15 protein-coding genes are annotated in these 16,755 nt (G+C 51.5%); 5 read left to right on the top strand and 10 right to left on the bottom strand.

What is annotated here, in order from left to right; genetic code table 11:
* Window positions 1–80 precede the first annotated feature (80 nt).
* The 5 genes from J1781_RS03980 to J1781_RS26310 form a co-directional block, all read right to left on the bottom strand.
* Window positions 81–1,664, bottom strand: a complete 1,584-nt coding sequence (locus J1781_RS03980; RefSeq protein ID WP_217220496.1) for a cyclic di-3',5'-guanosine monophosphate phosphodiesterase PdeN — start codon at window positions 1,662–1,664, stop codon at window positions 81–83.
* A gap of 165 nt (window positions 1,665–1,829) precedes the next feature.
* Complete coding sequence (gene mepS / locus J1781_RS03975) at window positions 1,830–2,405, bottom strand: bifunctional murein DD-endopeptidase/murein LD-carboxypeptidase (RefSeq protein ID WP_013574652.1); 576 nt, start codon at window positions 2,403–2,405, stop codon at window positions 1,830–1,832.
* 441 nt (window positions 2,406–2,846) lie between these two features.
* Window positions 2,847–3,548, bottom strand: a complete 702-nt coding sequence (locus tag J1781_RS03970) for a phosphatase PAP2 family protein (protein WP_217233238.1) — start codon at window positions 3,546–3,548, stop codon at window positions 2,847–2,849.
* Window positions 3,549–3,608: 60 nt separating this feature from the next.
* The gene (locus J1781_RS03965; protein WP_217233237.1) at window positions 3,609–4,583 is read right to left on the bottom strand and encodes a CobW family GTP-binding protein; all 975 of its coding nucleotides are present in this window, start codon (window positions 4,581–4,583) and stop codon (window positions 3,609–3,611) included.
* Between the two features lie 289 nt (window positions 4,584–4,872).
* Window positions 4,873–5,007, bottom strand: a complete 135-nt coding sequence (locus tag J1781_RS26310) for a hypothetical protein (RefSeq protein ID WP_255466707.1) — start codon at window positions 5,005–5,007, stop codon at window positions 4,873–4,875.
* A gap of 351 nt (window positions 5,008–5,358) precedes the next feature.
* On the opposite strand from J1781_RS26310, the gene J1781_RS03960 reads away from it, so the two are divergent.
* On the top strand, window positions 5,359–6,090 hold the full coding sequence (locus tag J1781_RS03960; protein WP_129952389.1) for an FCD domain-containing protein: 732 nt from the start codon (window positions 5,359–5,361) through the stop codon (window positions 6,088–6,090).
* A 59-nt stretch (window positions 6,091–6,149) separates the two neighbouring features.
* On the opposite strand, the gene J1781_RS03955 is transcribed toward J1781_RS03960, so the two are convergent.
* Window positions 6,150–7,619, bottom strand: coding sequence for a mannitol dehydrogenase family protein (locus J1781_RS03955; protein WP_129991260.1), 1,470 nt, complete (start codon window positions 7,617–7,619; stop codon window positions 6,150–6,152).
* 270 nt (window positions 7,620–7,889) lie between these two features.
* Window positions 7,890–8,462, bottom strand: coding sequence for an elongation factor P-like protein YeiP (gene yeiP, locus J1781_RS03950; protein ID WP_015696520.1), 573 nt, complete (start codon window positions 8,460–8,462; stop codon window positions 7,890–7,892).
* A gap of 244 nt (window positions 8,463–8,706) precedes the next feature.
* Here yeiP and J1781_RS03945 point away from each other — a divergent pair, with 244 nt between their 5' ends.
* Window positions 8,707–8,961, top strand: coding sequence for a YkgJ family cysteine cluster protein (locus J1781_RS03945; protein WP_129952391.1), 255 nt, complete (start codon window positions 8,707–8,709; stop codon window positions 8,959–8,961).
* Here the strand turns inward: J1781_RS03945 and J1781_RS03940 are convergent.
* Window positions 8,958–10,172 (bottom strand): sugar efflux transporter, encoded by a 1,215-nt coding sequence (locus tag J1781_RS03940; RefSeq protein ID WP_217233236.1) that lies wholly within the window; start codon window positions 10,170–10,172, stop codon window positions 8,958–8,960. The two genes, J1781_RS03945 and J1781_RS03940, sit on opposite strands and share 4 nt — an antisense overlap.
* A gap of 460 nt (window positions 10,173–10,632) precedes the next feature.
* Here J1781_RS03940 and fruB point away from each other — a divergent pair, with 460 nt between their 5' ends.
* Genes fruB through fruA form a run of 3 tightly spaced genes read left to right on the top strand, consistent with a single transcriptional unit; the run spans window position 10,633 to window position 14,411 of the window.
* Window positions 10,633–11,763, top strand: coding sequence for a fused PTS fructose transporter subunit IIA/HPr protein (gene fruB / locus J1781_RS03935; RefSeq protein WP_217219759.1), 1,131 nt, complete (start codon window positions 10,633–10,635; stop codon window positions 11,761–11,763).
* Window positions 11,760–12,695, top strand: a complete 936-nt coding sequence (fruK, locus tag J1781_RS03930) for a 1-phosphofructokinase (protein WP_013574663.1) — start codon at window positions 11,760–11,762, stop codon at window positions 12,693–12,695. The genes fruB and fruK overlap by 4 nt, the downstream gene beginning before the upstream one ends.
* A 15-nt stretch (window positions 12,696–12,710) precedes the next feature.
* Window positions 12,711–14,411, top strand: coding sequence for a PTS fructose transporter subunit IIBC (fruA, locus tag J1781_RS03925; protein ID WP_129952394.1), 1,701 nt, complete (start codon window positions 12,711–12,713; stop codon window positions 14,409–14,411).
* A 158-nt stretch (window positions 14,412–14,569) separates the two neighbouring features.
* Here fruA and nfo read toward each other — a convergent pair whose 3' ends face one another.
* Together nfo and J1781_RS03915 are read right to left on the bottom strand one after the other, a co-directional pair.
* Window positions 14,570–15,436 (bottom strand): deoxyribonuclease IV, encoded by an 867-nt coding sequence (gene nfo, locus J1781_RS03920; protein ID WP_129952395.1) that lies wholly within the window; start codon window positions 15,434–15,436, stop codon window positions 14,570–14,572.
* Between the two features lie 90 nt (window positions 15,437–15,526).
* Entirely contained in the window at window positions 15,527–16,633 is a 1,107-nt protein-coding gene (locus J1781_RS03915; protein WP_129991256.1) for a YeiH family protein, read from the bottom strand.
* Window positions 16,634–16,755 lie beyond the last annotated feature (122 nt).

The raw sequence follows: 16,755 nt of genomic DNA, 5'->3' as shown, positions 1-16,755 counted from the left end.
CCTGATTTTGGCCTTTTTATCACAACCGGATGCAGACGCCTAAAAGAAAAATGGGACAAAAGATGCAGGACTGATGCAGGTCAAATCTGCCAGGTGGCTTCTTTCTCGTTGAAATCACGTATAAAGGCCACGAGTTCCGCAACACCTAACGACTTGCTGTACAGGAATCCCTGTAAATAGGTCACGCCGTGGTTACGCAGATATTCAGCCTGCATCGGGGTTTCGACACCTTCTGCCACGGTTTTGATCTTCAGTTCCTCCGTGAGCCGGAGAACGGTATCCAATACCGGCGCGATAAGGGTTTTCTGATCAATTGACATGACAAAGCCGCGGTCGATTTTCAGATAATCCAGCGTAAACTTCTCAAGATAAATCAGTGCGCTATGTCCGGTACCAAAATCATCAATGGCTATTTCAATCTTGTGGCGGCGCAGCCAGTTAAATTCCCGTAATGCGCCTTGCGTATCAATCATTCCGCGTTCTGTAATCTCGAAAATCACCTGGAAAGCATTTTCAGGGAGTGCTTCAATAAAATTCATCACATCGTCATGAAAGCTGATTTTATTCATGTGGTGAGGGGAAATATTGATACTGAGTTTACCCGGAGCAGCAAACGCGTGCTGCAGGGTATGAGCATCCGCCGCCACCAGTGCCATCATGTGTTGCGTCAGTTCGACGATAAGCCCCTGATTTTCAGCGTAGCTGATAAAAATATCGGGCGGAATGCGTCCCTCAATCGGATGCTGCCAGCGCAGCAGGGCTTCAACGCCGGTCACTTTCAGGCTTTTAGCGTCGATAACAGGCTGATATTCCACAAAGAATTCTTTATTTTTCAACCCGCGGAGGATCTCCCGCTCTACGTTATGGCGGTTCAGCAAGCTGTGATAAATCAGTGCACACACCAGCAGGCTAAGCAGCAGGCCGCCTGAGATCGTAAAAAGAATATTATCGCGGGTCAGTACAGGGGAATAGAGGCGAATACTGAAAGGATAATGGTCAACGTTGACTTGAGTAAAGTGGCTGCGAGGCAAATCACTGACAGGGATCAGCCCCGCCATGGAAGAAATCAATGCGCTATCTCCCACCAGGAGTGCAAAACCCCGGTAGCCGGATCCTGGCTGCGCAAAAAGCATATAAGGTGAAAGTGTCAGTTCCAGTGTGGCTATCACGCCATCATCCGCTGCGCCGGCATTACGCTGCCATATAAGGATCACCGCGCGGTTCGGAACGGCAGGCGTTCCCATCTGCAAGCTGATACTCATGTTTTTATCAAAATCGATGTCATGCAGGGCACTGTTTGCCGGAACGTGTTGATTGCCGGAAGCCGAGGAACAAAAAACTATGCCATTACGCACCAGTTGAAAATCACGAACGCCCACGCTGAATGCGGCGTCACGGTTTAATTCTCCTGCAATGGAAGGGCAGGGTTCCGCCGTAAGCAACCCGATTCTGAGCATTGTGTCGGTTAACTGGCGCAGGTAGTCAGACGTGAATGTTGCTGTTCTCTGCGCGATTTGATGTTGTTCACGCAGGGCGTTAGCTTTAATCACGGTGAGGGTGACGGCAGTAAATAAAATGAAAAACAGGGCTGAAAAAAACAGACTTCTCTTTAAATACAGATGCTTGGGCAATACGGTGTGTGTTAACGCCGTTTTTAAACCCATATGTTTTGCCCTTTTGCGCGGAAAGAATAAAAGTATAACGTTGTCAAAAAAAACAATAGATATTTAATACACTTTATTACAGGCATAAAAAAACGCCATCCAAAGATGACGTTTTTTTATTCGCTTGGCATAGGACAACAAGAACTAAATCATCAGGTAACGGCATTAACCGTTAGCTAAAACTCGTCTTGCTTCACGATAACGTGCATTCCAGTAGGACTCTTTCAGATTGGAAATCATCACACCGTTGCTGGTGGATGCATGCACAAACTGATCGTTACCTAAATAAATACCGACGTGACGGCCTGTAGAACCCGCGCGGAACAGAACCAGATCACCCGGACGCAGTTTCGTGCGCTGGATTTTCTTGCCTTTCTCTTCCTGTTCATAGGTTGAACGAGGTAAATCCATACCAAATTGTTCGCGGAATGTTACCTGTACGAACGCTGAGCAATCGATACCACGCTTGCTGTCACCGCCTAACCGATAACGAACGCCTTTCCAGCCAGCGTACTGATCCATAATTTTGGATTTAACGTTGACGTTGCGAACCATTGCTTCGAATTCATCCTGAGAGGCTTGCAGTAGAAGGCCATCATTGCCATTTACTGCACGCATATCAGTTTGTGCGTTTTCTGTGTTCGAAGAATGTGTACCACTACATGCAGAGAGAATAATTGCTGCACCAATCGCGGGAATTATCCGCGTGATATATCTCAGAAACGGTTGAGACTTGACCATTATTGTTGTTATCCCTTGGTGTCCTTAACGATTAAATCGTTATTAAAATTGCCAAACGAAGCGAGACTACCTGCCGTACATCTGTGGGACAAATGCCTTGAAGGGAAAATGTGTGTCAGAGCACGTTTTTTTCCTGAACCGGGGCGTTTTTAGCACAATTCTATGCAGGCGAATTGGAGATTACCGTAATGAACAGGTGATTGCGAGAGGTATTATGAGATTTCTTATAAGAAATTGTGATGTAAGGTGATGTAAGTAAACATGTTAAAAGTGATGGGTGATATTTATACAAATTTGGGTTAAAGCCGCATCATTAGTGCGTTCCTGGCACATAATACGAGAGAGAAGTGCTGAAAAGTTTCTTATAAAAAGGCCCGGCAGATCATAAACATCTGTCGGGCCATAATTATTATGTATGTAATTTGAAATTATGCCTGTGACTTAGGATTTTTTTTTACCGGGTAACTTTTTCTCAAGCCAGTTAATCAGCATATCGCTCGCAGGCGTCATTAGCCACCAGCTGGCACCGACCAGCACGACGGACATTGAGCCGACCGCGATATCCGTAAACCAGTGTGCACCAATCATCACCCGGGGCAGGGAGAAGATGAAGGTGATGATCAAAGCGATAGCGAATGCTGACCTGCCCAGATAGCGCAGCATGAAGCATGAGAAAATAATCAGCATCATGCCATGATCGCCCGGGAAACTGTCTCCGGAAGCATCTTTGGTAGGAATGCCGGTCAGCTCGCTCACCCGGTTTACACCCGGAAAGCTGAGCGACGGACTCTTGTGGCTGACAGGCAATAAATGCCCTATCTGGTTGAGCACCACCGCGGTCAGCAGCATCACAATACCAATAATGATGTAACGCCGACGCCCGTTGCCATCCTGCTTCACGAAGTAGCTCAGATACAATATTCCCATCGCCAGGAGTGAAATAACATCAAAGGCACGGTTATTGGTCACGGCGACCAGGTGCAGGAACCACGCATCGGTTGCCAGATGTTGGTTAAAAAAGAAGAAAATCGATTTATCAATCGGGAACCAGAAACCATGGTTTGCTGGCAGATAGAAAGATAAAAATAAGGCAACGCCTAATACATTGAGTATCAGGATTGCCGGGATATTGCGGCGCCACATAAAGGAAAACCTATTCTTAGCAGGGTAAGGAATAACGTAGTTAGCGTTAACTTAATCCGATCAACTTAAACGAATCTTCAACAAAGATGATTGTAATGTATTCCATTGCACTTCGTTTTGCGTAATAAGCTCAATTCTGCTGTCTGAAGGCAGCGCCGGTTTGGTTTCGATATGTAAGTCATTGCCCTGCCGGTTAATCATTAAAGTGCCTTCTTTAATGCGCATAATCCCTTTGACACGTTCAACCGGTACTGCACGCGCCCAGTCGAGAATGTCCGCCGCCTCAAACTGTGTTTCGCCATCAAATATCCATCCGCAACTGGTATAACCGTCTGCCTGATTCAGTGCGCGACGCCAGCGCTGTTTCGCCGGCAGGCTCAGCGCGGCCAGCCCAGGTTTTTCGGCATGAGCATGATGATGTTTAGCTTGCGGTAACTCAGCCCGATTCTGGCGCGGTAAATCCAGTAAAGCCGGGTCTATCTTACCTTGCGAAGCGGTGATCAGAAGGCGCTGGCGGCCACTGTGTTGATACCATTCGTCCAGCTTCTGTTTGTCCTGCGCCTGCGTCACATCAGACTTATTCGCCACAATGATGTCTGCCGAGGCCAGCTGATCGCGAAAGTTTTCATTCTCAATGACGCGCTGATCGCTTAACTGACGTGGATCCAACAGACAAAGCGTGGCATTGAGTGTCAGCCAGTTGCTGTAAACGGCGGACGTCAGTAAAGAGAGGATCTGCTTCGGATGCCCCAGCCCGGTGGGTTCGATCAGCAAGCGGTCAGGTTTTGCCTGCTGCAATAACATATTCAGGCCGACCTGCATGGGCAAACCGTTCACGCAGCACATGCAACCACCGGGAATTTCCTTCAGGACCGCACCACTGTCAGCCAGTAACGCACCATCAATCCCGACTTCGCCGAATTCATTTACCAGCACGGCCCACTTCTCACCTTCAGGCTTCTGAGCCAGCAGATGGCGCAGCGTGGTGGTTTTGCCGCTTCCCAGAAAACCGGTGATCAGGTTGGTTTTGGTCATGGTTGCACATCCTTTTTGAAAAATTTCCCGTCAATGTGCAGCGACTTCTTAAGAAAATCCAGCGTTGTGCCGATGTAAGACATGGATTGCTTATTTTTAGCGGCAGGCGGGCACGGTTTATTTTGTATTCAGGCGTGTGAATTCAATGAGATGTATTAATGTTAAATTGCAGTTATGGGAACTTTAAAATTTATAATTATGATGAGGTGTCACCATGAACAGAATGACCTGTGTACTGTTTTTGGGAGTCATGGCCTCAGGGACGACTCAGTTTGCCACTGCCGCTGCATCAGGCGGAATCATTCACTTTACGGGCGCGATTGTTGACGGAGGATGCCAGTTTAACGCTGAACAGAACCGGGTGATCAGTCATTGTGAGCGTGACGGCCGGCAGATAAGACAGGTTCATACGGTAAATGTCCATACTCCATCCTCTTTCGCACTACCTTTGTCTCTCGGAAAGGTCACAACGCAGCATATTAATAATGATCCTCGTCTTGCTGTAATGACGGTGAATTATAATTAAATGCCGGAAATGAATTAACACGGCTAATGATTTGTAACCCGGTCATTGAGCGCGTCAGTATGATACCACCGAGTTTGGCCGGACAACTTTGTAAAGTGGCTGGCCCGGTTTTGATCGGACCGTCAGTTTTCCATTCCTGTCCTTTCCCTTTTTGCCGACATGTTATAATTTTCCCTCTTATTTCAGGCATCATAACGATTTATCAGATGTCAGACCAATTAAGACTGTGGCAGAGAAAAGAGGCAAAACATGCGACTTTATCAGGAGATAGGCGGTCATCTGCGCCGCGATATCCATGCCGGGAAGTATGCCCCTGGTGATCGCCTTCCTCCGGAGCGTGACATTGCTGAATCTTATTCCGTCAGCCGGAGTGTGGTGCGTGAAGCGCTGATCATGCTGGAACTCGAAAAAGTGGTAGAAGTGCGTAAAGGTTCCGGCGTCTATGTGTTGCATCAGCCGCAAGACGGCCAGCCGGAAGATGCTGACAGCGGATATGGCCCGTTTGAGTTATTACAGGCGCGGCAATTGCTGGAAAGTGAAGTCGCGGCTTTTGCGGCGATGCAGGCCACTAAGACGGATATTCTGCAAATGCGCGATGCCATTGATGCACAACGTGAATGCATTGCCCGTGGCGTATCCGATGATGCTGAAGATCAACGGTTTCATGCCTTGCTGGCGCAGGCTTCCCAGAACAGCGTGCTGGTTAAACTGGTGGATGATTTGTGGCTGATCCGCCAGCGCAGCCCAATGTGGCAGGGGATCCATCAGCATGTCGGCAATAAAAATTACGGCCAGATTTGGTTGCAGGACCATCAGAGAATTTTGCAGGCGGTACTGCGCAGGGATCCGAAAGCCGCCAAACAGGCGATGTGGCAGCATCTGGAAAATGTAAAAGATATGCTGTTACAGGTTTCGGATGCTGATGATCCGTCTTTTGACGGATTCCTGTTCTCTTCGGTCCCCTCCGGGCTGAACGATTAATCGCGCAAAACAAATAAAAACGGCTGCCGCAGCAGCCGTTTTCTGTGTCAGTGTCGGGCTTAACGCATGTATTTTGCGACAGTCTTCTTCGCGCCGATTCTTTGGAGATCGGCATATGCGCTCAGGATGGCGTTTACGACTTTCTCTTCATGAGGCAACTGTTCACCGAATACACCTGTCAAGGTCAGCAGGGCTTTCACACGCGGTTCGCCATCTTCAGTTGACGCCACAATTTCAGCGACTGTTTCAGCCATCGGATCTTTAATCTCGATCGGTTGTCCGGCATCATCAGTCCCGCCCACATAACGCATCCAGCCTGCTACGCCCAGCGCCAGCAATTCATAGGAACCGCCATTTTTAACATGCCAGCGGATTGAGTCGAGCATACGCTGTGGCAGCTTCTGTGTACCATCCATCGCGATTTGCCAGGTCCGGTGTTTCAGCGCCGGATTGCTGTAACGCGCAATCAGGCTGTCAGCATAGGCGTTAAGATCAACCCCCCCGACGCTGAGTGTCGGGGCCTGTTCATGCAGCATCAGATGATGGGCAGCGGCTTTGTAGTTGGCGTCTTCCATGCAATCATTGATGTGCTGATAGCCGGCCAGATAGCCAAGGTATGCGAGGAAAGAATGGCTGCCGTTCAGCATGCGCAACTTCATTTGTTCAAAAGGCAGAACGTCGTCAACCATCTGCGCACCGGCTTTCTCCCAGTCAGGGCGGCCTGCCACGAAATGGTCTTCCACCACCCACTGAATGAACGGTTCGCAGGCGATACCACAAGGATCGGTCACGCCACCGAGTGCTTCGGTGATTTCTTCCAGCGTGTTCTCTGTTGCCGCAGGAACGATGCGGTCAACCATAGTGCTTGGGAAAGAGACGTTTTCAGTGATCCATTTCGCCAGCGCCGGGGAACGGGCTTTCGCCATGCCCAGGACGGCTTTTTTTACGACCAGACCGTTTTCAGGAATGTTATCGCAGCATAAAACGGTGAAGCCCGGCAGGCCGCGTTCATGACGCAGGCGCAGCGCTTCAACGAGTACGCCTGGCGCAGTACTGGGTGCCTGATCACCGGCCAGATCCTGCTGAATTTTTGGATTTTGCAGATCCAGTTCGCCAGTGCCTGGCTCAATGCAATAGCCTTTTTCGGTAATGGTCAGGGAAACAATCGCTATCTGAGGTTCGGTGAGTTTTTCAAGTACCGCTGTCAGCCCGTCAATCCCGCCATGCACTGATTCATGCGCGGAGCCGATGATAATCGCCTGGTTGCCGTCCGCGCCTTTTTCCAGCACGGTAAACAGATGATTTTGCTGACGTAAGCTTTTGATCAGGGTTTCATTGCCAAACAGGCTGATTTCGCAAATGCCCCAGTCGCCCCCCTGAAGGTTCAGTACGCGGTTGGTCAGCAGTGCCTGGTGAGCGCGATGGAAGGCGCCAAATCCGAGATGAACAATACGGCTTTTTAACGCATCGCGATCATAAGCAGGCAATGACACTGCTGCAGGCAGGGACGCTGTGGCAATAGTTTTCATGCAATACTCCAGACAAGTCAGAAATAAATAATTGGTCAGGCCAAATTGGGGCTGTTTACCCGTCAGTTCAATTTTATGCTGGATAAAGCGACGATTTAAGCCGAAATCAGGGTGTAGAGTGTAAAGTCATATGATAGAAAGGGGAATTGGTAAGTCCAGACAGCCACTCATTTTGTGATACAGATCCATTGTCTGAGAGATGAATTGCAAAATGCAGACAATAAAAAAGGAACGCCGGAGCGTTCCTTTTACCTAAGGGCAGGGCGCTGATTAATCCGCGCGGCCCATATAACGGCGTTCTGCAATATGAATACGGATTTTGTCGCCAGAACTCAGGTACTCAGGAACCTGAATGTTCAGCCCGGTGCTCATTACCGCAGGTTTGGTGCGGGAACTGGCGGATGCGCCTTTGATGCCCGGAGCTGTTTCCACGATTTCCAGATCCACAGTCTGTGGCATTTCGAGCGCCAGCAGCTGGCTGTCCAGCGTCAGAACCTGCATGCCCTGCAAGCCTTCTTCAGGGATGAACAGCAGTTCATCTTCGATCTGTGCCTTATTAAAGGTGTAGGGCGTGAAGTCTTCGTCATCCATAAAGATATATTCGTCACCATCCACGTAAGAGAAGTTAACTTTACGACGGGTCAGGGTAACGGTATCCAGGATATCGTCGCCTTTAAAGCGCTCTTCCACTTTGCCACCCGTACGGACGTCAGCGAAACGCATTTTATACAAGGTGCTGGCACCACGGGCGCTCGGGCTCTGAACATCAATATCTTTTACCAGCAGCAATTTGCCGTCGTAGTTCACAACGAAGCCGCGTTTAATTTCGTTAGCACGTGCCATATAAATAACCTGTCAGCAGAGAGATAAATAATTTGCGACACGTTACTCGCGCCGCTGATTTCAGGCAAGCAGATAGCGTAAAAAGAGTCGCGAAACTCCGCGTTACGGCGCATTTTTTGCGCTCCGCCTGCCGGTATGAAAAATGTTCGGGTAATGATGTTAAAAAGTCGTCAATATTTCGCTGGTGGCGCATTACCTCGCCTGCTATTGTCGCGGCTCAAAATGAGGCCTGAGGAGGCTGTTGATGGACTGTCGTACTGATTGCGGAGCCTGTTGCATAGCGCCCTCAATTTCAAGCCCGATCCCGGGGATGCCAGACGGCAAGCCGGCGAATACACGCTGTGTTCAGCTGGCCGATAATTTCCTGTGTAAAATTTTCGCCTCACCGCTGCGCCCGAAAGTGTGCGCCAGTCTGCAGGCCAGCCGCGAAATGTGTTTTACACATCGCGACCAGGCACTGACTTATCTGATTAAGCTGGAAGCGGATACGGCGCCTTAAACCGCCGCCGCTGGCATACTTTCAGCCGGCTTATCGACGTTTTTCACTTTCCAGATACACAACACTGAACCGATCACCATCACCAGTGCGGCGTAAAATACCGCATGGTATGTCCAGAACTGCGCGATCACTCCGGCCAGCGAACCGGCGAGGATCCAGCCCGCCCGTGTTGAGTTGGTGAAAAGCGTGGTGGCGGCCCCTGCCTGACCCGGCATCAGATCCTGAAAATACAGCATGCCGATCCCGGCCAGAATGCCGATGAAAATCGCGTTCAGCAACTGTAAAGCAATCAGCATGGCTGCACCGGTTGTAAACAGAAGGCAGCCGTAGAAAATCACCCCCGCCAGCACGGCAAAACGCATCAGGAACCGTTTCCCCAACTGCTTAGCCAGATACCCGGCAATCAGCATGGTCGGAATTTCCAGACAGGCGGCACTGCCCATCAGCACGCCCGCCAGTTTTTCCGGCAGCCCCAGTTCACGCACCACATACAGCGGCATATTAATCAGATAAATGCTATTTGCTGCCCACATCAGCGAACAGGCAATGAACAGCATCAGTGTATCGCGGCGGTTACGGCGGGGTGCTTCCAGCGTGGCGGTGGTTTTGATGTGCGCTTTAGGCATTGAAGGCAGGAACATCCACACCATTACACCGCACAGTAAGAAGGCCAGCGCGGCAGCGCAGTACATAAAGGTAAAACCAAATCCCATCGACAGGGCGAAGGCCAGCGGCGGGCCGACCACCCATGCCAGCGAAACCTGTGCGCGCAAAATTGAGCTGAACATCACGGCTTCACGGCCGGTTTTTTCGGAATGCTCCCGGGCTAACGCGAACATCTGCGGGTTTGCCGTAGAACCGAAACTCGACAGCAAAACGCCGATGCACAGCAGAATAAAGTAATTACGGTTGAAGGCGAAAAGCACACAAGCCAGCGCACCCAGTATGCAGCAATACAAAATCAGCGTTTTGCGGTCACCGCGTTTATCAGACCACGTCGCCAGCAACTGGCTGACGAAAATACCGATCACGGCGCTGCCGGTAAAGAAGATACCGACCATAAACGGGCTGACGTGCACCTGAGACGTCAGGAACAGGCTGAGGGTTGGCGTCTGTAATGCGCCCGCAATGCCCGTGAGAAAGGCGATGATCAGAAAAGCAGTCGACGTCATGTCGGGTAAACGGCGGGCTGACGTTGTAGAAATTCGCATTAGGTAAATGAACCGGATGTAGGGGAGGGGACAAAATTTGCGCGAATGTTACGTCAGTTTAAAAAAAACAAAAACAGGTTTTGATCATCAAAAATGTAAACCGGCGTGAATTTGCCATACTGAAGAATAAAACCGCACTTTGTGTCAAAAACCGCCAGATCAGGGGGGCTTTTTTTACGGCATCATGCCTGACCACCACCGGTCAGCTTGTGTCAGCATTTTACGTCAGCCTGCTTCAGCATTTGCGTTAAGTAATCTGTTTCGGAAAGCTCTCAGAAAGGAAACTGTGCGTAACATCAAAAAATTGTTATGCAAAATCAGGGAAAGCTTGATTTAAAAACAGGCCGGATTGAGACTCCTTGAAACGTTTCAGCGTTGTCATTTTTCTCCTGAGATCTGATGGCGCTCCTTTTTTCTCAGTAAAGCTGAAACGATTCAATTTCAGCAGGAGAGGAGAATTATGTTCCAACTGTCACAGCAAGATATTCATCTCGGTGCGGCTGCCAGCGATAAGCAGGACGCTATTCGCCAGGTTGCAGCAGCACTGACTCAGGCCGGTCGCGTCAGCGAAGGTTATGTAGACGGCATGCTGGCGCGTGAGTTGCAAACCTCGACTTACCTTGGCAACGGCATCGCAATCCCGCACGGCACCACGGATACCCGTGACCTGGTACTTGATACCGGCGTGCAGGTTTTCCAGTTCCCGCAGGGGATTACCTGGGGTGAAGGTCAGACGGCATATGTCGTGATCGGCATCGCAGCCCGTTCTGATGAACACCTCGGTTTGCTTCGCCAGCTGACGCACGTATTAAGTGATGACAGTGTGGCCGATCGCCTGGCAAAAACAGATTCTGCTGAAGAATTACGCAGCCTGCTGATGGGCGAAAAAAATGCGGCTGAATTCCTGTTTGATACCCAGCTTATCGCGGTCGATGTGGCCGCTGAAAACCTGATCACATTACAGGCGCTGAACGCAGGCCGCCTGAAAGAGATTGGTGCGGTCGATAACGCTTTTGTCAGCGATGTCATCAGCCGAAAACCGCTGAACCTCGGGCAGGGCATCTGGCTGAGCGACAGCACCGAAGGCAACCTGAAAAGCGCGGCAACAGTAAGCCGTGCGCAGCAGTCGTTTGATCTGGATGGCGAAAAAGTCTCCATGCTGCTGACGATTTCCGTTGCCGACGATCAGCCGCTCGATGTGCTGAACTACCTCAGCGATTTGCTGATTGCCAACAAAGCTGAACGCTTGCTGACGGCAGATTCTGTCGGTGTGCTGGCCTTGCTGACCAGCGAAGTCGAAGAACAAGCCAATGTGCTGACCGCTGAATACGTTATCCGTAACGAACACGGCTTGCATGCACGTCCGGGCACCGCACTGGTGAACGTAATCAAACAGTTCAGCAGTGAAATCACGGTAACGAATCTTGATGGCAGCGGTAAACCTGCCAACGGTCGCAGCCTGATGAAAGTCGTGGCGCTGGGCGTTAAAAAAGGTCACCACCTGCGCTTTACTGCCAGCGGTGAAGATGCAGAACTGGCATTAAAAACCATCGGTGAAGCGATTGCTGAAGGTCTTGGGGAGGGCGCATGAGCCGTCGGGTCGCCACAATTACTTTAAATCCGGCCTACGATCTGGTCGGTTACTGCCCTGAAATCGAACGGGGTGAAGTCAATCTGGTACAAACCACCGGCCTGCACGCGGCGGGTAAAGGGATTAACGTTGCCAAAGTGCTGAAAGATCTCGGCATTGACGTCACCGTTGGCGGTTTCCTGGGAAAAGAAAACCAGGATGGCTTCCAGCTGTTATTCAGCGATCTGGGCATCGCGAACCGCTTCCAGGTCGTCAACGGCCGTACCCGCATCAATGTAAAACTGACTGAAAAAGACGGCGAAGTCAGCGACTTCAACTTCTCAGGCTTCAATGTCACGCCTGCGGACTGGGAACGTTTCGTGACGGATTCGCTGTCATGGCTGGGTCAGTTCGACATGGTGGCTGTCAGTGGCAGTCTGCCAGCGGGTGTTGATCCTGATGCCTTCACCGACTGGATGAAACGTCTGCGCGCACAGTGCCCGTGCATCATCTTCGACAGCAGTCGTGAAGCGCTGGTTGCCGGTCTGAAAGCTGCTCCGTGGCTGGTTAAACCTAACCGTCGTGAGCTGGAAATCTGGGCTGGCCGTAAATTACCGGAACTGAGTGACGTAGTAGAAGCCGCACACGCCTTGCGTGATCAGGGGATCGCCCATGTGGTGATTTCTCTGGGGGCTGAAGGTGCATTGTGGGTTAACGCATCCGGTGCCTGGATCGCCAAACCACCAGCTTGTGAAGTTGTCAGCACCGTAGGTGCCGGCGATTCCATGGTCGGTGGCCTGATCTACGGTTTGCTGATGCGTGAATCCAGTGAACATACGTTACGGCTGGCAACCGCAGTTGCTGCCCTGGCTGTCAGCCAGAGTAATGTTGGTGTCACCGATCGTCCGCAACTTGCGGCGATGATGGCCCGTGTTGATCTGAAACCCTTTTAACCCGCAGGAGGCAGAATGAAAATGCTGCTGATGATAGACAGTTCGCTGGGACAGGCTCGCAGCCAACTGGCGAAAAATTTGCTCGCTGCTGCTGCGGCGAAAGCAGGCCACCAGCTGACTGAACAGGCCGCTGAGGCTGATGTGGTGGTTGTGGCCGGTGAAACCGTACCTAACGAGCCCGCCCTGGCTGGCAAAAATATTTATACCGGTGACGTGTCTGACGCAGTCCGTGATCCGGAGACTTTCCTGCAACGCGCGCTGGCCGAAGCGAAACCGTATGTCGCCCCGGTTGCGGCAGCTGTGCCGGCTCCGGCCGCCAGCGGCCCGAAACGTATCGTTGCTATCACAGCCTGCCCGACGGGTGTTGCACACACCTTTATGGCGGCTGAAGCCATTGAAACCGAAGCAAAAAAACGCGGCTGGTGGGTAAAAGTCGAAACCCGCGGTTCTGTCGGTGCCGGTAATGCTATTACGCCGGAAGAAGTTGCAGCGGCTGATCTGGTGATCGTCGCGGCTGATATAGAGGTGGATCTGGCGAAGTTTGCCGGTAAGCCGATGTATCGTACATCTACCGGTCTGGCCCTGAAAAAGACCAAACAGGAACTGGACAAAGCGCTGGTTGAAGCTGATGTGTTTGAGCCGAAATCTCAGGGCAAAGCAACGGGCACAGGGAAAAAAGAAGCGGGTGGCGCAGGCCCGTACCGCCATCTGCTGACCGGGGTGTCTTACATGCTGCCAATGGTGGTAGCGGGTGGTTTGTGTATCGCGCTGTCATTTGTCTTCGGTATCAAAGCCTTTGAAGTGAAAGGCACGCTGGCTGCTGCGCTGATGCAAATCGGGGGGGCTTCAGCCTTCGCGCTGATGGTGCCGGTTCTGGCCGGTTTCATCGCCTTCTCTATTGCTGACCGTCCGGGTCTGACGCCGGGTCTTATCGGCGGCATGCTGGCTGTCAGCACCGGTGCTGGTTTCCTCGGCGGTATCATTGCAGGTTTCCTGGCGGGTTATGTGGCGAAAGCCATCAGCGGCAAGCTGAAATTACCGCAAAGTATGGAAGCGCTGAAACCTATCCTGATTATTCCGCTGGTGGCGAGCCTGATTACCGGTCTGGTAATGATTTACGTGGTCGGTACGCCGGTTGCCAAAATCATGGCGGGTCTGACTGCATGGCTGCAATCTTTGGGTACAGCCAATGCGGTACTGCTTGGAGCAATTCTCGGTGCGATGATGTGTACCGATATGGGTGGCCCGGTGAACAAAGCCGCTTACGCGTTCGGCGTGGCATTGCTGAGTTCTTCCGTCTACGCCCCTATGGCCGCCATCATGGCTGCCGGTATGGTACCTCCTCTGGCTATGGGACTGGCAACATTGCTGGCGCGTCATAAGTTTGAGCAAAGCGAACGTGAAGGGGGTAAAGCGGCGCTGGTATTAGGTCTGTGCTTTATCTCTGAAGGTGCGATTCCGTTCGCAGCCCGTGACCCGATGCGTGTTCTGCCATGCTGTATCGCAGGTGGTGCACTGACCGGTGCTTTATCGATGGCATTCCATGCGCAACTGATGGCACCACACGGTGGTCTGTTCGTGCTGCTGATCCCTGGCGCAATCACACCGGTACTCGGTTATCTGGTGGCGATTATCGCCGGTACGGTTCTGGCGGGTGGTGCATACGCGATTCTGAAACGTTCAGATGCTGCGGTAGCCGCGAAAGCTGCTGCATAACGGTAAATCGTTAAAAGCCAAAAGGCGCGACATGTGAATGTCGCGCCTTTTTTATTGCGCCTTCTCTGCGAAAGAAAAGAGAGTATGGAGCTGAGTCATTCTCTTTTTTACTCCTCTCCTTCGCAGGGAAGGGAGCCGACCGGAATTTACTGTAAAAACTAAGCTGCCGCTTCGCCACTTTCAGACGTTTGCTGTGCTTTCAGCCAGGCGATTTCATCTTTCCAGATGTCCGGATTGACTGTTTCGAGGATCATCGGGATACCGTCGAAACGTGCATCTTTCATGATCCAGCTAAAGACGGTATTGCCGATATTACCTTCGCCGAGGCTATGGTGGCGGTCAACGCGGCTGTTGAATGCGCTTTTCGCATCATTGAGATGCATACCACGCAGGTATTGAAAACCTACCACATCGTCAAAGTGCTTAAAGGTTTTCTCGCATTCTTCCACCGTACGCAGATCGTAACCCGCCGCAAAGGCGTGACAGGTATCGATGCAGACACCCACGCGGCTTTTATCTTCCACGCCTTCAATAATTTTGGCCAGATGCTCGAAACGGAAGCCGAGATTACTGCCCTGACCGGCGGTGTTTTCGATAACCGCTGTCACGCCTTTGGTTTTATCCAACGCAATGTTCAGAGATTCAGAAATCAGCGCCAGGCATTTATCTTCTGCGATTTGCATCAGGTGGCTGCCCGGATGGAAATTTAGCAGTGAAAGGCCCAGTTGTTCGCAGCGTTGCAACTCATCAAGAAACGCCTCGCGTGATTTCTCCAGCGCTTCGGCGACCGGATGACCGAGGTTAATCAGGTAGCTGTCGTGCGGCAAAATCTGACTGCTTTGGTAGCCGTATGTTTCACAAGCCACTTTGAATTTTCCGATGACGTCTTCCGGCAACGGTGCGGCTTTCCACTGACGCTGATTCTTGGTGAAAAGCGCAAAAGCCGTGGCTTCCAGCTCGTGTGCCCTCAGAACCGCCTGATCGACCCCCCCGGCTGCACTCACGTGTGCTCCCACAAACTTCATTTTTGCTCCTCAGTTATTCATCGCGTTTATGGGCAAATGATAGCGCCTCCTGGCAGGAGGCGCAGCACTGAAGTGTTAAAAGCAGCAACATCAGCCCAAAAGCTGCTGAACAAGCTGGTTGATACCGGCACCGCCGACAATCAGCCAGATGAACAATACCGCCGCCAGCAGCATCGGTTTAAGGCCCGCCTGACGTAATGCGCTGATGTGGGTGGTCAGCCCGAGCGCTGCCATCGCCATCGCCAGCAGCACGGTATCGAACGTAATCAGCATCGGGATCCAGCTGTGGGGCAGAATATTGAGTGAATTAACTGCCGCTACCAGAATAAACAGCAGGGCAAACCACGGGATAGTAATGTTACGCATGCCCGTCATCTGACCGCCTTGTTGCCCGGCTTTCCGTGACGTCCAGCCAGAGAGCAGCAACAGGAACGGCGCCAGCATCATGACGCGGATCATCTTGGCGATCACTGCCGCGTTTTCCGCATCCGGGCTGATACCCTGACCGGCTGCCACGACCTGCGCAACTTCATGCACCGTCGAACCGGTATAGATGCCGAACTGGGCAGCGGTAAAGCTCAGCCAGTGATACTGAGCATTCAGATGCCATAACCACGGATACAAAAAGATGGCTGCTGTTCCGAAGATCACGACAGTTGCCACCGCAACCGTCACTTTCTCGGCTTTGGCATTAAGCACCGGTTCCGTCGCCATCACCGCCGCTGCGCCACAGATGCTGCTACCCGCGCCAATCAGCATCGAGGTATCGCGGTCCAGTTTAAAGACCCGCTGTCCAAGCCAGCAGGCGAGGGCGAAAGTGGAACACAGCATCAGCGCGTCAGTCAGAATACCGGTCGCGCCGACATCCGCAATTTGCGCAAACGTGAGTCGTAAACCGTAAAGGATAATGCCCAGACGCAGAAGACGTTGCTTCGCCAGCGTCACACCTTCCTCACACCAGGGTTTTGCCGCCGGATACACCGTGTTACCGATTACCATGCCGATGACAATCGCCAGCGTCAGTGCGCTCAGGCCGAGATGATTTAGCGCAGGAATATCACTTAGCCAGATCGCCAGTGCAGTGATCATACCGGTCAGCGCCAGGCCGGGTAACACGCGGCGAAAGCCCGAAAAATGAGGGAGATGCGGGTTATCCGCCGCTTTTTTATTTTCGTTTTTAAGCGCAAGTGTATTCATTGTCCGTTCCTCATTCAGGAGTGATGAGATAAGGCTACGCCGCGCTTATATAAAAATGAAATAGATTATTACTTTATAACCTATCTATAAAAGTGGTATAGAGTATCCATTCAAAAGAGGCC

This window comes from Rahnella perminowiae (assembly GCF_019049695.1).
GTDB classification, from domain to species: Bacteria; Pseudomonadota; Gammaproteobacteria; order Enterobacterales; family Enterobacteriaceae; genus Rahnella; species Rahnella perminowiae.
This window is presented reverse-complemented; position numbering and strand designations above follow the sequence as displayed.

Bases quoted from the DNA above. Each gene is read 5' to 3' on its own strand.
- J1781_RS03955 (WP_129991260.1), bottom strand. From the start codon at position 7,619: ATGAAAACTATTGCCACAGCGTCCCTGCCTGCAGCAGTGTCATTGCCT.
- J1781_RS03965 (WP_217233237.1), bottom strand. From the start codon at position 4,583: ATGACCAAAACCAACCTGATCACCGGTTTTCTGGGAAGCGGCAAAACC.
- J1781_RS03945 (WP_129952391.1), top strand. From the start codon at position 8,707: ATGGACTGTCGTACTGATTGCGGAGCCTGTTGCATAGCGCCCTCAATT.
- fruB (WP_217219759.1), top strand. From the start codon at position 10,633: ATGTTCCAACTGTCACAGCAAGATATTCATCTCGGTGCGGCTGCCAGC.
- J1781_RS03970 (WP_217233238.1), bottom strand. From the start codon at position 3,548: ATGTGGCGCCGCAATATCCCGGCAATCCTGATACTCAATGTATTAGGC.
- J1781_RS03915 (WP_129991256.1), bottom strand. From the start codon at position 16,633: ATGAATACACTTGCGCTTAAAAACGAAAATAAAAAAGCGGCGGATAAC.
- J1781_RS03940 (WP_217233236.1), bottom strand. From the start codon at position 10,172: ATGCGAATTTCTACAACGTCAGCCCGCCGTTTACCCGACATGACGTCG.
- J1781_RS03960 (WP_129952389.1), top strand. From the start codon at position 5,359: ATGCGACTTTATCAGGAGATAGGCGGTCATCTGCGCCGCGATATCCAT.
- mepS (WP_013574652.1), bottom strand. From the start codon at position 2,405: ATGGTCAAGTCTCAACCGTTTCTGAGATATATCACGCGGATAATTCCC.
- nfo (WP_129952395.1), bottom strand. From the start codon at position 15,436: ATGAAGTTTGTGGGAGCACACGTGAGTGCAGCCGGGGGGGTCGATCAG.
- J1781_RS26310 (WP_255466707.1), bottom strand. From the start codon at position 5,007: ATGGACATTTACCGTATGAACCTGTCTTATCTGCCGGCCGTCACGCTC.
- J1781_RS03980 (WP_217220496.1), bottom strand. From the start codon at position 1,664: ATGGGTTTAAAAACGGCGTTAACACACACCGTATTGCCCAAGCATCTG.
- yeiP (WP_015696520.1), bottom strand. From the start codon at position 8,462: ATGGCACGTGCTAACGAAATTAAACGCGGCTTCGTTGTGAACTACGAC.
- fruA (WP_129952394.1), top strand. From the start codon at position 12,711: ATGAAAATGCTGCTGATGATAGACAGTTCGCTGGGACAGGCTCGCAGC.
- fruK (WP_013574663.1), top strand. From the start codon at position 11,760: ATGAGCCGTCGGGTCGCCACAATTACTTTAAATCCGGCCTACGATCTG.